Annotated in this window: 18 protein-coding genes; 4 read left to right on the top strand and 14 right to left on the bottom strand. The window is 42.7% G+C overall.

Going from position 1 to position 15,186, the window contains the following annotated elements; translation table 11 throughout:
- The 11 genes from J1778_RS01230 to J1778_RS01180 all read right to left on the bottom strand — a co-directional run.
- On the bottom strand, positions 1-1,540 hold a 1,540-nt coding region (locus J1778_RS01230; RefSeq protein ID WP_217171636.1), incomplete at its 3' end, for a TIR domain-containing protein.
- A gap of 9 nt (positions 1,541-1,549) precedes the next feature.
- Positions 1,550-2,128: a hypothetical protein gene (locus J1778_RS01225; RefSeq protein ID WP_217171635.1), complete on the bottom strand. Its 579-nt coding sequence runs from the start codon at positions 2,126-2,128 to the stop codon at positions 1,550-1,552.
- Between the two features lie 353 nt (positions 2,129-2,481).
- Positions 2,482-2,649, bottom strand: a complete 168-nt coding sequence (locus J1778_RS01220) for a hypothetical protein (protein WP_217171634.1) — start codon at positions 2,647-2,649, stop codon at positions 2,482-2,484.
- A gap of 135 nt (positions 2,650-2,784) precedes the next feature.
- On the bottom strand, positions 2,785-5,040 hold the full coding sequence (locus J1778_RS01215) for a replication endonuclease (protein WP_217171633.1): 2,256 nt from the start codon (positions 5,038-5,040) through the stop codon (positions 2,785-2,787).
- Positions 5,037-6,044 carry a phosphoadenosine phosphosulfate reductase domain-containing protein gene (locus J1778_RS01210; RefSeq protein WP_120161737.1) on the bottom strand — a complete coding sequence of 336 codons (1,008 nt, stop codon included), beginning with the start codon at positions 6,042-6,044 and terminating at the stop codon, positions 5,037-5,039. The genes J1778_RS01215 and J1778_RS01210 overlap by 4 nt, the downstream gene beginning before the upstream one ends.
- A gap of 79 nt (positions 6,045-6,123) precedes the next feature.
- The gene (locus J1778_RS01205) at positions 6,124-6,348 is read right to left on the bottom strand and encodes a TraR/DksA family transcriptional regulator (RefSeq protein WP_217171632.1); all 225 of its coding nucleotides are present in this window, start codon (positions 6,346-6,348) and stop codon (positions 6,124-6,126) included.
- Positions 6,349-6,350: 2 nt separating this feature from the next.
- Positions 6,351-6,629, bottom strand: coding sequence for a DUF2732 family protein (locus J1778_RS01200; RefSeq protein ID WP_238484507.1), 279 nt, complete (start codon positions 6,627-6,629; stop codon positions 6,351-6,353).
- Positions 6,630-6,694: 65 nt separating this feature from the next.
- A complete protein-coding gene (locus J1778_RS01195; protein ID WP_217171631.1) occupies positions 6,695-6,997 on the bottom strand; it encodes a hypothetical protein in 303 nt (100 codons plus the stop codon).
- Between the two features lie 7 nt (positions 6,998-7,004).
- Complete coding sequence (locus J1778_RS01190; protein WP_217171630.1) at positions 7,005-7,175, bottom strand: phage filamentation protein Fil family protein; 171 nt, start codon at positions 7,173-7,175, stop codon at positions 7,005-7,007.
- A 2-nt stretch (positions 7,176-7,177) separates the two neighbouring features.
- Positions 7,178-7,684, bottom strand: coding sequence for a phage regulatory CII family protein (locus J1778_RS01185; protein ID WP_217171629.1), 507 nt, complete (start codon positions 7,682-7,684; stop codon positions 7,178-7,180).
- Positions 7,685-7,715: 31 nt separating this feature from the next.
- A complete protein-coding gene (locus tag J1778_RS01180; protein ID WP_217171628.1) occupies positions 7,716-8,132 on the bottom strand; it encodes a hypothetical protein in 417 nt (138 codons plus the stop codon).
- 113 nt (positions 8,133-8,245) lie between these two features.
- Between J1778_RS01180 and J1778_RS01175 the strand changes: the two genes are divergently transcribed.
- Both J1778_RS01175 and J1778_RS01170 read left to right on the top strand, forming a co-directional pair.
- On the top strand, positions 8,246-9,115 hold the full coding sequence (locus J1778_RS01175; protein ID WP_238484506.1) for a phage repressor protein CI: 870 nt from the start codon (positions 8,246-8,248) through the stop codon (positions 9,113-9,115).
- A gap of 241 nt (positions 9,116-9,356) precedes the next feature.
- Positions 9,357-10,127 carry a hypothetical protein gene (locus J1778_RS01170; protein ID WP_238484505.1) on the top strand — a complete coding sequence of 257 codons (771 nt, stop codon included), beginning with the start codon at positions 9,357-9,359 and terminating at the stop codon, positions 10,125-10,127.
- A 429-nt stretch (positions 10,128-10,556) separates the two neighbouring features.
- On the opposite strand, the gene J1778_RS01165 is transcribed toward J1778_RS01170, so the two are convergent.
- Positions 10,557-10,844, bottom strand: coding sequence for a DUF3892 domain-containing protein (locus J1778_RS01165; RefSeq protein WP_217171627.1), 288 nt, complete (start codon positions 10,842-10,844; stop codon positions 10,557-10,559).
- Between the two features lie 860 nt (positions 10,845-11,704).
- On the opposite strand from J1778_RS01165, the gene J1778_RS01160 reads away from it, so the two are divergent.
- Together J1778_RS01160 and J1778_RS01155 are read left to right on the top strand one after the other, a co-directional pair.
- Positions 11,705-11,923, top strand: a complete 219-nt coding sequence (locus tag J1778_RS01160; protein WP_217171626.1) for a DUF7661 family protein — start codon at positions 11,705-11,707, stop codon at positions 11,921-11,923.
- Between the two features lie 305 nt (positions 11,924-12,228).
- Positions 12,229-12,927 carry an extensin-like domain-containing protein gene (locus tag J1778_RS01155; RefSeq protein ID WP_217171625.1) on the top strand — a complete coding sequence of 233 codons (699 nt, stop codon included), beginning with the start codon at positions 12,229-12,231 and terminating at the stop codon, positions 12,925-12,927.
- 12 nt (positions 12,928-12,939) lie between these two features.
- Here J1778_RS01155 and J1778_RS01150 read toward each other — a convergent pair whose 3' ends face one another.
- Complete coding sequence (locus J1778_RS01150) at positions 12,940-14,118, bottom strand: M20 aminoacylase family protein (protein WP_217171624.1); 1,179 nt, start codon at positions 14,116-14,118, stop codon at positions 12,940-12,942.
- Between the two features lie 360 nt (positions 14,119-14,478).
- A complete protein-coding gene (locus J1778_RS01145) occupies positions 14,479-14,736 on the bottom strand; it encodes a DUF1883 domain-containing protein (protein ID WP_217171640.1) in 258 nt (85 codons plus the stop codon).
- Positions 14,737-15,186 lie beyond the last annotated feature (450 nt).

Here is a 15,186-nt window from a genome sequence, read left to right as displayed (position 1 = left end):
CATTGAAAATGTTTAATATATTAGATTTAATTAGTTTTTTAAGCACTTCGTCGTGAGAAACTATATAGTAATTAGAACTGTATTGCTTTTTAAAGTCCTCGAGATCTTGTAACGTTATTCGAGAATTTCCTTTATTAAATATGTAATATGATAGCTCGCATAAGTAGTTAAAATAATCATTCAGTTCATCCATTTTGACATTGGCTTTGTTTATTGCTTGAACAATAAGAGAATGGTAACAATGTCCATAGGATGTAAGTGCAAAATTGTTCTGCGACTTCGATTCTAATATCTGTAAAATCATCAGTATAAATATTGGCTTGCTCGGTACTATATTTTTCATTAATATCGAGTCAATGTTTCTTTTGAGATTGTCATTGGAACTTTGTTGGTCTTCCAAATTAATAGACTCATCGGTTCCAATGTTGTTCCATTTTTCAACTATTTGGCTCCTTTGTATATGCCCAAAATTAGTAATTTCATACCTATTAAAACTATCGAAGTCTTTAAGAAGTTGTTCACTAAATTTTATTTTCGAATCAGCTATTATAATTAAAGATTTATATAATGATTTTAAATTTTGTAACAATGTTCTTTTAAATTTCTCATTAATTGGTGACTCAGTAATGTCGTCAATAATGATGATTATTTTCGATTTGGAAACAAGACTACCTTGATATTGTTCTTTATGATGTGACAAAACAACTTGCTCTATTTCAGAAGTCTTTTTAAATTGATCACCTTTAACTAGAATTGGCATTAACCCTGCTGCAAAGCAATCTTGAAATATCACTTTACACAAAGTTGACTTCCCTGATTGCTCTTCACCTATAATTAATGTGTTTTTGTTAAATATTTTCTCAGGTTCAAGTGTTTCCTTTGCGCCAACAAAAACATCGTAGTCATCAAAGTCATATTTCATTCGCTTTAAATCTGGATAAATGAATAGGTCATGCAGGTACAAAGTGTCTTTTCTACTGTGTTGAACTGTAAAACCAAGATCATTGAGGTTTTTCTCAAAATCCAATTTGAGTTTTTCTTTGGTAGCGTCGCTTGAAAGAGTTGAAATATCACGACGTTCAACAAGTCTAGATTGTGTCATGTAACTTACAACCTCAGAGATCTCATTAGCGATTTCAAGATATGCTTGATTGAGATTTTCGTAAGTAGATATTGGTCTAGCATCTGAAGGTAAAGCATTATAAGGGGACATTTTAGATTTTTTAAATGTACAATAATCAAGGATTACTGGAATAATCCTCATCTCATCTTCTTCAGCTTTCTTTTTTAAGGCAATATCTAATTCTACATTAAGACAGTATTTAGAGTTCAAAAAATCCTGAGATACAAGGAATATAAAAATGTCACTTTGCTCAAGTTTTGATTTTATTTCGTCGCTAAAATCATCTCCAGCTAATAGTTCACGGTCATGCCAAATTTCAATTTGTTCGCCACTGTTGGGGATTAAAAAATTTAGGATTTTATTCTTGTGTGCAGAGTCAACATGACAATAACTGAGGAATATTTTGATTTTTCTCATCTTAAAATCTCATTTATTATTAAAGGATGCAATGATTACATATGAAACATATGAAAAAGCAAGTACTGCATTAATGAAAAAATAAAATCCATGGGTGATATTTAAAGTGGCTTCCAAGTAGATTCTAGTTATAAGCGATAATATTACAATTATAGGAATACCTATCTTGAATAAAATCCCAACTATAGCTCGAGACAAGTTATTAGTCTTTTTATAAAAAGCACCTTCAAAAGTAAATATTTCACTGAAAGGGTATTTTGAGTTAAGTTTACCCTCGATTTTATCGATGTATTTATATTTTAACTCAATGAAGCCACAAGCTTGTGCGTATTTAATATATATATAAAACGAAATAATCCATAAAAAAGTCGAGAGTAAATTTCTATCGGGTAGCCCTGTTTTATCAATTTTCCCCCAGTTTAGTATTATTGAGTCGACAAGTTCGCCGCTTGAGAGTTGAATGGTCAACAAACCAAGACTAAGCAGTAAAAAAGAAAAAAGAATGTCGCGTTTTCTTAGTTCTGCTTTGAGTAGATCTACAGTTCTATTGTAATGTTCATGTAAGATCTCAAAACATTTATCGTCCAAAATCAATCAGTTCCATAAGGTGAGGTTGTAAGTTTGTTATTCTCTATGTAACTATGTGTAAAGTTACCATTAGTAAATGATATTAATGAGCATAAAGATTTTTTGCAAAAAATATTTTATAAATTTTAAGCTCTTGTAGTAAAAAAAAGCTTCCGATTGATTTGCCTATGCGCGCAATGCTATCCCCGCCACGCCTGCCCGCTTTATAGGTCGCTTTTGATGCAGTTGCGCGATCCGGTGTGATCCACGCCAGCACTGGTGTGGCGGGGAGAAAAGAGCAGGGCGATCACCATGCGAAATCATGCACTCAATGCATGCAGAGCTGCTAAAAGGGGATCACCCGATGTTCCAGGCTATTCTTCGTCGTCGTAAACCGTGAAGGGCGGATACGTGGCTTCCTCTTCATCCAATACCTGATCAGCCATATCAGAGATCATTTCCATAACCAGTGCGTACTCATCATTTCTGCACTGGGCTGACTGTGCGATGTCAGCCATTAGCCGGATTTTAGTCAAAGCCATTTTTAGCTCATGAGAGGATTCCATTACTCACTCCAATGCACTGGTTATTTGTACAGTATAATATGTCCATTCTTTAACAAATTCCATAAAAAACTGCATGTTAATGGTCGAGCCATAGTTCTGATGAATACTTAATCAGTTATCATTCCCATAAAATTCTGCCCAATCCTGCAGCGGAGAGTATTGGATCTCAACGTCTCCAAAAGTGATTTTTGCCCCCCTGACTAAGGCCTCCAGCTCCCACTTCTCCGGTCTGATGTCGTGTTTGAGCAACTCTTGTTGAATCTGAGGCAATCTGTCCCGTTCCTGCGGGGTCAATCTGGCAGAAGGAGCTGCAACACGCCTTTTAGTCGGGTCAAAACTACGCTGAGCTTTGCTGATCCTCGGTGTTTCTTCGCGTATACGCGCCACAATCGCCTTCACGGCGGCAGTGTCTGTCCAATCAATAACTCGCAAGTTGTCAGAAGTGCTCGCAGTGGTGATGCTCCCAGCAGGGTTATCGCGCCTATTTGCGGCCGTTTTGTTTCCTCCCAACCCACAGTTATTGACAGGACTCCGAGGCGCGCCGTGGGCGCTTTTAGAGGTCAAAACCTCAACGTCAGCGGCAGAAGAAACGATGCGCCATTGAGTTTTACGGGTTTCATAAACACGAGAGTCGCCGAGGTGAGGGGCAAAAATGCCGACAACCTTTTTCACTTCTTCGTCGTAGGTGTTCAGTTCAGCAGCAACCCGACGAGCTACACGAACGGTCTGATCTTCACGTGGAACATTCGCGCCGCCTTGAGCCTCAATGTACGCCATAAAATCACCGGCATCAGCAGCTGCGCGTACTGCTTCGACTTCTTCGTCAAAGGTTTCGGTCAGGCTGATGGAACGGATACGGCGGCACTCACGGTAGGAACCCATCGTTGGCAGACCGATAGGGTGAAACTGCGGGATACGCCAGGTAGCAGCCCAGGCAGTAACAGCGGCAGCGGAGTCTGTCAGCAACTCGCCGGTTTCGTGATCACGTTCGCCTTCCAGTGCGTAGCCATCGATATTCTTCGCAATATATTTAGCGATGTAGCCAGCAGCGCCGCCACGGTTCAGGTGCTTACAGTCAAAGCGGTTCTTTGCTGCACCACGTTCGTCGCCGTCTTCTTTCATGGCATATTTGCGCATGATATCGATCACCGGCTGACGCATGGCGGGTTTGGTGAATAACATCATGTGCCAGTGCGGGGTCGCGTCGTGATGAGGTTCGACAACGCGCATCCCGTAAACTGCCACGCCGCTATCCTTGAACGCGGTTCGCATTTTGCTCCAGATCCCGCAAAGGTATCGCTGCGCATCTTTCGGTGTATAGGCTTCTTTGTCCCACGCATGATTACGCTGAACGCGCTTTTTATCGCCTTTGCCTACAATGCGCGTCGGGTGATATTTGGAAGGGGTAGTGATGGTCAGAAACATGCCAACATCGCCATTTGCCGCAGCATATTTTTCGGTACCGGCGATGGTGCTCATCAGTTCCATACGTCGGATCTCAGGATTAGAGATACTCGCCATCACTTTATCTATCAGGCTAATGCGCTCGCCGGTTTCGACGTTTTCAAGATCGCAACTTTTCAGATAGTCGAGATTAGACAGGCGGCGTGCACGCACTTCACGAATCGCCTGCTTACTGGCATAGGGAGAGGCGTCGCGGTTTACCTTTCCGATTGCGATCAGCAATGACTCACGCCATCGGGTACGCTGACCTTTCAACTGACTTAACCACCAATCCGGATTAACAAGGCGCGACATGGAGGCGATAGCGGAAACGGCATCCAGCTTGCCTTTGCAATACCTTGTCCAGTACATCGGCGTGACATTGAAAGCCTGTGCCATACCTGCGATTTCGCTGTACAGCCCGCACTGGGTATGATCCTCAAAAAGAATCGAATTATCTCCGTTGTATTGAGCAAGCCGCTGATCACAACGGTCTTCATAGATTTCTTTGAGTTGTCCTGCAATGCCCTGCGCGAACCGCCGCAGTGGTTTATCGCTCATGCTCGGCAGGCTGTGATAAGTGTCTGCCTCAGACATGAATTTCATGGAAGCTTTAACATTCATTGCGTGAGCCGCATTGACCACTTCGACGCGGGGAAGAATGCTGCGACCAAGAGTATAAATCAGGTATTTATTGGCAGCATGAATGCCCTCTGTTTTCAGCAGATACGCATGGCGACCTCTGAAAATTTCCCGCAGGTCGGTGGAGAGGTTTTTTACTCTGATTAAAACAGCTTGCCCCTGATCGTATTCGTCACGGGTAAGCGGTCTTTCCAGGCCAGAAACGGCCTGGCGTGGTCTGTTCCATGGAAACGCCCAAACTTCGGGCGTTTTAATTTGCGGAGTGATGCGGCTTAAACTCACTCGCACACACCGGCATAAACGCTGTTACAGAGAGTTTGGTCAGTTGCACACAGCAGCAAATCAAATTGATTCCCGCCACGAGTTGTCAAAGCCCAATCTTTATAGGTATGAATACCATGCGATTTCAGACTGACATCAGTGCCGTTCTTTGTTGCCTTTTTAGGATCGTGTCCAGCATGAAAAAATACTGCATTTCCTCTGCGTGAACAGGCTGCGACAATCTCCTCCCATTCTGAAAGACGCTTCATTTGTTCAGGCCAGCGTAGGAAAATCTGAGCCAACTCAGCTTTAACAACATTCACGCATGGCATACAACCAACCCGATTGCAGCCCTGTTGATAAAGTGGATTGGGTTTTATTCCGTGTCGCTTTGCCAGGGCAAAGACATCATCATGCGTCCAGTTAAGGATCGGGCGATAAATATTCAGTCCTTTACCCAGGTCAAAACCAGATTCCCATTCAGCTAATGAAGCACGCTCCGGGGACTCCTGAGCACGAACCCCCTGCCATAAAACGACTTCGCCAAATTGAGTGAGTAATGGGTTAACAAACTGGTCTCGCACAGGGTCATGTTTAAGTTCAATTGAACAAAAACGCGCTTTTGATGAAGGAAAACGCCCCTTCCACATGCACAGGTCTAAGAACGGATTGCCCGTTGGATGAAGCGTTTTTAATGCAGTATCGATTATTTTTTTGGCCTGTTCAAAAGTAAATCCGCATTCTTCAGTAAGAGATACAGGCCATTTTTCAGAAATAAACTTTCTCTTTTGAGAAATGCGATCGGCAAAATTAGCTTTGACTCTTTTCACCGTTCCCAGCTTTCCCTCCAGGTAAGATAAATAATCCAGAGTTTGCGGATGCTCATGACCAGTATCTGCAAAGACAGCCGTATACAACACACCAGCTTCACGAGCCAACAGCCACTGAGCCAGCGAATCTTTCCCGCCTGAAATAGTAATTGCGTTCATTGCTTCCGCATTAAAACAGCGGTTATCAATTACCATCACATGCCACCTTTAATATCAGAGAAGAAATAGCGGGCTGCGTTGACGCCAAGGAGAAGAAGAACTATTGAGAAATAGATCATTGTTTTCTCCGGTAATGTCTGGCGTTCAACTCAGCGAGTTCCTTGCAATAGACACAAAGCTCAACCCCTGGCAGAGCTGCTCGGCGTTCCTTCGGTATTGGGCGGTCACAGTCGATGCAGAACATTGCGGAAATGCCCGCAACAGTTGCGCGGGCGGCTTGGATTTGGGTGGAAAGAGTGAGGTCAGCGCGTTCCTGAGCGGTGTCGATCACATCAGCCATTGTTACGCCTCCGCTTCACTTTGAATTCGGTTAGCTTCGATGCGGAGTGCTTCAGCAGCTTCAATTCCTGTCATTTCACGTTTGAGAATGAAACTGGCAATCGCTTCAAGGCGACCGGCAAATACCACCGCTCGATTGGCGCGTTCTTCATTACGAGCAGTGTCCAGCATCAACGATAAATCAGGAACAGAAGTGTAATCGCGTTCTGGTGAAGCCAAATCAATACCCATAGCTGGCAAACCAACAGTATTCTGACGGATGTTCTCAATAATATTATTCATATAAAACTCCTGTTTTCAGGCAAAAGAATGCCCGGCGGGTTGACGCCAGTTAATTTAAATTTGGGCTAGTGTTTAATATTTATCTTGCAGTCATCCTCACTGATGAATTTCGGCAGTGATTCAGTTAAACCAAGCAAAGAATTTAGCGCCGCAACTACTTGATGCCTTTCCGTCGGCGATAATTCAGCAAACTTCATCTCAATATGGCGGCGAGACAAGCCAGCATGAAAACAAATTGTTCTGCGCATATGCAGCGGCTGAGTATCAAATGTTTCCTGCGCTACATTCTTTCTGAATTCAAACATCTCTTTAATTCTGGAAAGATGTTTCTTGCCTATTTGAATATGTTCTTCATTCACTAAAGACATAATCACCTCAACTAAACAGACGCTTTATAAGCGGTTTTGAATTTCTCACGGCCTGCGGGGCAGTGGTTTGTGATATTGAAGGGTTCCAACGCTTTCCACCTGGTAACTCGATGCAACCGTGGTTAAAGTGGCGAGATGGACTCTGCTGTTTTAAAAATGGAGCAATAGAAACGGCCATAGTCACATCAACCCATTTGTCGTAACGCTTGCAATGGCACCAACTGCAGATGCCAGGGCTGGAGATGCCTGTACTCGGCCTTGAACAACTAAGCCGATCAGTGATAGATGGCGAATACCGGCATTAACACCTTCGAGTAAGGACATACGACGCTGAGAGCTAACCGCACCCCCTTTCACTGCATCAGCTGCAATAGAACCTACGGCGGCGGTTGCCTGTAATGCGTAGGTAGAAAGATTAGAGGTAGCAATCTCATTAACCGGAACTGACGGCAGGCAATTTATCTGTGCCAACATACCATCGAGAAGGGTCGCGTCCTCAGTCAGGTCAGTGATTAAAAGAACTTCCTCACAAGTGAGTTTATGGGGTTGTTCAGGGTTGAACTTATTGCGCAGGATTTGGGGTTTAGTCCCCATCAGCACGGCAAGTTCGGTAAGGTTATGACGATTCACAAATGCCTTACATGCATCGTCAAAGTGAGCGTGTTTGGAAACGCGATAATCAAACATTGTTAGTCCCTGCTAGTTTGAATAATCTGACTCAACGATTTATGTAGCGACACTTGATGGCTTGCTGACGGTTTTTCTCACGCCAGGCCTCAAGATTGATCAGGGCATTGCCATGACGTTCCATAACGACAGTTTGCATTTGACCTGTTTTTCGGTTTTTGCGTTGTTGGGTGATTGTAGTTGAAGGAGTCGGTGCAAGCAGGACGACTCCATTCGCGATCCACTTTTCGAGGACTGCGGAGCTGATACCGTTAATTGCAGCAAAATCTTTCTTAGAAATTGTTGGGGAATTGGCGAGCGTGGTCAGTTGCAAACTTATCGAGTTCACGATAGTTGCAGACAGGGCTGTCTCCAAGGCTGGTAGCAACTGGGATACTACGGAATTTAAGAGTTCCTTAGATAACGGCGTCTTATCGGTAGGTACTTGAATTGCATTCTGATGAGACATAAAGCAAAATCTCCTTTCTGTCGTTTGAGTTCTACTGTGTAACATGTGGTGTGTTGTCACTTTAGATCGTAAAAGCGATTTGGTAAATGTTTTTTTATCACTTCGGTGCATTTATGATTGGCGAAAAGATGGATAGTCAGGAAATCCTGAACAGATTAATGACGGCTTATGGAGTGAGCTCTCAGAAAAGCTTAGCGGAAGCGCTCGCTATTCCGGCCAATAACATAAGCGGCTGGCTTCAGCGTGGCAGCGTTCCAGGTAACCCAATCATTAAATGTGCCTTAGATACTGGTACAGATCTTCGTTGGCTAGTTACCGGTAAATTTGCAAATGCAAATGTTGGTTGTGAGGCGCCTAAAGGTGTTCCCTCTCGATATGAAAAAGGTAAGGCACTTATTGAAAAGATGCTTTCAACTGGAGGAAAAGCTGTCCTTCAGAGAGTCATGGAAGCGTACGGTTTTAATACTCAAAAGGAATTAAGTGAGTATCTGGCTATATCAACAGGGACTATAAGCACTTGGGTTCGCCGAGAATATTTCCCTGGTGATGTAGTTATTGCCTGCGCATTAGATACTGGGGTTTCACTTGGATGGTTAGCCACAGGTGAGATGAATACCGAATCGCAGAATGAACATGTAACTTCAGGAATACAAACGATCTCTAAAAAAATACTTCTGGCAGGCAAGCTTGATGATGATGGTTTTTGCTATATCGATGAGTCATTTGTACCTGAGGGAGTCTATTTCAAAAACCTGAACTATGTACGTAGCGGAAAATCAGCATGGCTGATAGAAATGGGAGTTAACGAAATATCAAATGGATCTTGGCTGTTAGATATTGATGGCACTTTGGACGTCTATGCAGTTTCACGTCGACCTGGCAACAAACTGCGTATCAGCGGTCATGATGGTGACTTTGAATGTTCAGATAATGAAGTGACAGCAAAAGGTTTAGTCGTAGTAATATTAAAAAATGCTATGTAGAAGAGCGTTTAACAGATATTACATGCTGCTAATACAAGTTGTTGGTTGTCTTTGCTTCTCACACTGAGCAGGCCACTTACAGCATGGTATCGAGTAAGAGTTAAAAGAAAAAATATATATAAAGGAAAAGCAAGTTCTGAGAGGGAATGGTTCATTTAAAGGGAACTTAAAATATCTACAGATAGTAACAAAGAATGAGCAGAAGGATTATGATAAAAAATCCAGTTTCGGGGGCGTTAAAATGAGCGGTGGCTTGACTGAGTCAGTTAAACAGGTGTTGGAAGAAAGAATTAAAAGCCCTTTATGGGGGTTCATTATTTTGGCTTGGTTCTGGTTTAATTGGCCGAATTTAGCAATGCTGTTTATGAGTGATTCCCCAGTAAAGTTCCGAATTGATTACATTCTCTCGCAAAACTATTTTTATCTTCACTTCATTATCTCCCCTGTCTTGGCTGGTGGGTTTTTAGCAATAGTTACTCCTTATGCACAATGGTCACTCTCTAAGGCGCATAAGTGGGCAGAGGAGAGGCAAAGAGATAATATATTCTTAAGCAAATCTGAAGATTTTAAAGATGCGATAAAGTTATCAAAACTTAGGGTTCAATCAGATAGAGCAGTAGAGACTGAAAATGCAAAGATTGATGCTGACATTCAAGCAGAAATTGAGCGTGGTAAACGAGAGGCGTTGGTAACTAAAGAACTCGAGGTGTCCAAAAAAACTTTAACAGAAGAGTTAGAAATGTTAAACAAATCAATCGCCGTTCATAGAGAAGAGAAGGTAAAAATTCAAGATTTAATAGTTGAATCATTATCAGTAATGGAGAGGTTTTTCACGATTGATGACAGCAACTCTATCCAACAACTTAAAAATGATGTAAACAAACTGTATTCGGAGAGCCAACTCGAGGCATCTATAATTAGAAATGCAATCAAAAATGGCATAGAACTAACAGAACAACAGATTCTTACTGTTTTTGAGCAGGCAGAAGAAGTAATTAAAAACAAAAAATAACACACGGGTATTTTACTAAATACTAGTAATGCCATATGGTTGAAGGGGGTATTTGGTTGTTTTAGTGTCGAAATATATTTATTAAGAAAAATAGTTTATAGCAAGACATCCTTTTGGAAGTAATTATTATAACTACAATTATTAGTAATAGCGTTTATTCAAGTTTATATCATGAGATTGATATTACTATGGGGGAAAGATAGTATTTGAAATTTAACTTCTATTAGAGAAAATAGGATAGAAGGTTGAGGCATATCTCAATGGCGAGCAAGTCATCAGGGACGAGTTAATCATCAGCCCCTAGGTAATGATGAGGTGGGGCTAACCTATTGGGAATTCTAACTTATTTATTAATAGCTTAAGGAAAAATACCCTGTAGTGAATTCTACAGAGTATTATGACTTTTCTAAATTATTTTACTTATAACGGTCAGCATAGAGGTAGCGATAATAAGTTGTTGTTCCACTTACCGTCTGCATATGTCCTTATAAATTTCGGGTTTCCGTTACCTGGGTCAACTACACCTACATCTGCACGGCCAGCAGAAGCAGCTTGAACAAAGAAAGTGTGTGTCTTATTTTCAATGTGATTTACTACTTGTGCTACAGTCATTTTGCTACCTTGTGGTGTGAAATTTGGGCTACCCACATGTGTAATATGCTCATGAACTTTATTCGTACTAGAAAGTGTAATACAAGTTATTTGCACGTCTGACATCTGCTTCTCCATTTTGCTGTGTGATTAAAATTTCTCTGGCCAAGATCAAAAAGCACATACCATCCTGTTAGGATGAGAAATGAGTATTCAGAATTGTGTTTTTATGGTCAGAGTTGCATCATGCTTCAAATTGATTAAAGCATGATTTTTTGTTGCAAAGTTTGATTGACTTCACAAATAGTAGGGGCTTAATCATAATAATTAATTTTTCTTAAATGCATTGAGTGACATCAATCCCCATGCTAGTTTTCCGTAATCTCCACATTTTTACGAATGAGCTCATCTGAATATAGTAGACTTTAAAAATAATACATTTTGGGTGATAATTTAATGAACTAAGTAAGCTAAGGATTTAATCATGCACCCCATTCATGTCAATTTAAGGATGCTCAGGCCCAAGAATACATGGGGTATATGACCCTGTTGGTAGCATCATTTATTTCATTTTAAAGATTTCTTGAACGCTTAACGTTGCTTCCATTACTAATATTGTATTAACGACTGCTATATTTCGAATACTGAATATTTTTTTGAACGTTACGTTAAAAATTATATGTAAATACTTGAGCTCAAAGATCATTTCACCGAACATAAAATGGGACTAAAATTGAGTAAGTAAATCAACTTTGATCAGGTTGCCGCCATTTTTTCGCCATTTATTCTCTCAACCTATTGATTCTTATGATGTAAATAAGTATTCGGTCTTTTTTTTGCCTGTTTTTCAAATCAATAAATGACTTTCTAAATATTCACTTAGCCCATTCCCGCTTACCTTCAGTACCATCAATTTAGACTGTCTGACGCTACTGTAGCTATGATGTTTGCACATTCTATTTGTACGACCTGCCGGGGAGAATTCTATGCTGATTTATAATGTTTTCGGTCGCCATCTTGCTGTTAAGAAGACTTCTGGTGGCTGGCATGTCTTCCGTGCGGATTTGGCAGAGAGGAAGTTTTCCCGACTTTATGACATCATCATTCCTGATGAGATGACTGAGGATGAGATCCCCGGCTGGCTTGGGGATATTTTTCATGAGGCAGCCAGTGAAAGGCATCCGGATGTTAAACGGGTGGAATAACCTTGCATTGCATTCCTGCAATGCGCTCACAGATTTCAGATAAAAAAAAGCCCGCTCGGGGCGGGCTGAAAGGGGTAATGCGAGGGTCTTACACACTATGAAGGACAGTTCACAGTGGACACAGGAGAAGAAACTTCGTCTTCGGGAATTAAAGTAACAAACCCAATGTCGATTTATGTCAAACCTTCGTAAGTTTATTTCCCTACTTGTAACTCCGTCAGATCATTATTTACTCAGGCGCTATACTCATAATATTACTCTCAATAAATCAAGGGACTGCTGCGGCACAACCGGTAAGGAGCATCATGCGATATTGGGTTAGCCTGATTGTGATTTTGGCGGCAGCGTATTTCTGTGGTCCGTGGATAAGCCGCCATGTACCTTCTGAATATAATCCTTTCACCCCGCTGGCTATTACTGACCCGCCTAATCTGATCACCCGATACAAATTAAGAAAGCTGGACAATAATCCTGACGAATGTCTGGCAGCTCTCAAACGTGCTCAAACAGAAGGCGCTATCCAGTTTAGCAATGCCGGGAGTATGGGAGGAAAGTGTCCGCTGACGAATCCCGTGCGAGTTCGCGGGTTTGGGGATGTTGCCCTAAGTTCGAGTTATCTGGCGAGCTGTCGTCTTGCCCTGAGCAGTGCGATGTTTGTTGGTCAGGTGGCGAAGCCTTTGGCATCGCAGGAACTGGGTACCCGGTTGGTGAAAATCGACCATCTGGGCAGCTATGCCTGCCGGAATGTTTACAATAAACCCGACGCACGGCTTAGTGAACATGCCACGGCAGAAGCCCTTGATATTGCAGGTTTTGAACTGGCGGATGGCCGCCATTTAACGGTACTCAAGCAATGGCCGCAGACAGGTGCTCAAGCGCAGTATATCCATTCTTTGTTTGCAGAAAGCTGTCCGTATTTCGGAAACTCTATCGGACCAGATTATAACGCAGCGCATGCCAACCATTTTCACTTAGGCATGCGCTGGTTCGGTTTTTGCCGTTAACTTGTGACCAAATTAATCTGCCAGATAACGCTCAACCAGGCGAGTCCAGTAGGCTGCGCCGAAGCTCAGACTTTCATCATTAAAGTTGTAGGCCGGATTGTGCAAAACTGCGCTGTCACCGTTACCCAAACGTAGGAAACAACCCGGTTTTCGCTGCAGAAAATAAGCAAAGTCTTCACTGCCTGAAATGGGTGGCAGATTATCAATGACGTTATCTTCACCCAGCAGTTCTTTTGCAACTTCAGTTGCAAACGCTGTTTCCTTGTCATGATTCACCAGCACCGGGTAACCGGGAACATATTCGATTTCTGCCCGTGCGCCGTATCCGGCTGCATGATTTTCCACCAGCTGACAAATGCGCTGTTCGAGAATTTTGCGGACTTGCGGATCGAACGAGCGGACGCTCATTTCCAGACGCGCTGTTTCCGGGATGACATTCGCCGCATGGCCTGAGTGCAATGAACCGATGGTGACCACTGCCGTTTCATTCGGGTCGATGTTGCGCGAAATCACCGACTGCAAGGCAACGACCAGACTGCCGGCAACCAGAATGGGGTCAACGGTCATGTGAGGGCGGGCGGCATGACCGCCTTTCCCATGGATAGTAATATTGACGGTGTCGCAGGCAGCCATAAACGCCCCGGAGCGGAACATCATTTTTCCAACCGGATAGCCCGGGTGATTATGTAAGCCGTAGACGGCATCGCACGGGAATCGCTCAAAAAGTTGTTCAGCCAGCATGCGTTCAGCGCCGCTGTTAAAACCGATTTCTTCTGCAGGCTGGAAAATCAGATGTACGGTTCCAGAGAAGTTTTTGCTGCGCGCCAGCTGTTCGGCTGCACCAAGCAGCATCGTTGTGTGTCCGTCATGTCCACACGCATGCATTTTCCCGGGATTCTGGCTGGCGTAACTCACTCCTGTTTGTTCAGTTATCGGCAAGGCATCCATATCGGCACGAATACCTATACTGCGTGAACCGTTGCCAATCGTCATTGTGCCGACGACGCCAAAGCCGCCAACGCCTGTCGTCACCTGATAACCAAGTGATTGTAATCTTTCAGCAACCAGCGCAGCCGTTGCTGATTCTTCATTGGAGAGTTCGGGATGTTGGTGCAAGTGTTGGCGAACTTTACGCAGCTCTGGAATAAGGTCGGCTACGTCAGCGATGGTGCAAAGTGATTTATTATTCATTATGAGATATCTGTTTTTGCCTGAAAGAAATCCGGTGAACTGACCGGTGCCACGTCGTTACTTCAGACAGAATGCAATGTGAAATTACCGCTGGCAATCAATTAATCAGGTGAAAAAAGATGTTTTTAGATATATGGAATGTTCAATTCAATAACGCTATGTAACTGATGTAACGCGCTAAAGTTTATTACGTGAAGTTACGCAAGAATCAACTTTGCCAGTGGACGCTATCCCCGGCTGTCTATAACTTCCGGGGCAGCAAAATATCGGATTGCGAGGTATGAAGAACAGGCAAATGGTTTCCCATTCGCCTGAGCAAAAAAGTAAGAAAGAGTGAAGGCTGTTTATAGAGGAAGGTGATCAGGCTGGCAGGTAGCTGATTGAATGCTCCAGAGAGTCGCATTTTGAATCGATAAGAACGTTCCAGACACCTTTATAAGGGATCCCGACATAAGCCGTATTTTGATCATTAACCGTCACAATATCGCCGAAACCTGAGTGACGTCCTTTTCGCTCAACTGCATTTTCACACATCAGATGTATGTGACATTTTTCTGAACAACGAATGACGACAGTGTCGCCACCAAACAGACTCAATCTGGCTCGAACAATAGGCATGACTTTTCCCCAATTAGATAAAGCACCTGAAATACGCTGTAACCGAACACTGCCAGGTTCTACGTCAACCAGACCGGGAGTGATATTGGTCACACAACGCTCATTTATCTATAAAACCAGACTAAAGCTGGGGAAATAATGACCTTAATCAATAGTTATAAGAATCTTTCAGAGATTAATAATTCGCCATTTTTATGCTTGTAAACAAAAATGATCCTATTTTTAGGAAAGAAGTCAAAATGTAATTGTGGGGTTAACGGAAGGTGCTGAATCAGACCGGATGGTAACATCTGTAGGGTACCTTCAGGTGTAGTGATGAAGTGTATTCATTCGTTACAGAGTAATAAATTAGCTGCTTTTTCTTTCACAAGCTGACACCCTATAGGCGTATAACATGTGCGCGCGCTTGAAATTGATTATTATCGGATTTATTACCGTCTCACACGCCCA

It is taken from the genome of Rahnella bonaserana (assembly GCF_019049675.1).
GTDB lineage: Bacteria > Pseudomonadota > Gammaproteobacteria > Enterobacterales > Enterobacteriaceae > Rahnella > Rahnella bonaserana.
Note: the sequence above shows the minus strand (reverse complement) of the source record. Positions and strands in the feature narration are given on the sequence as shown.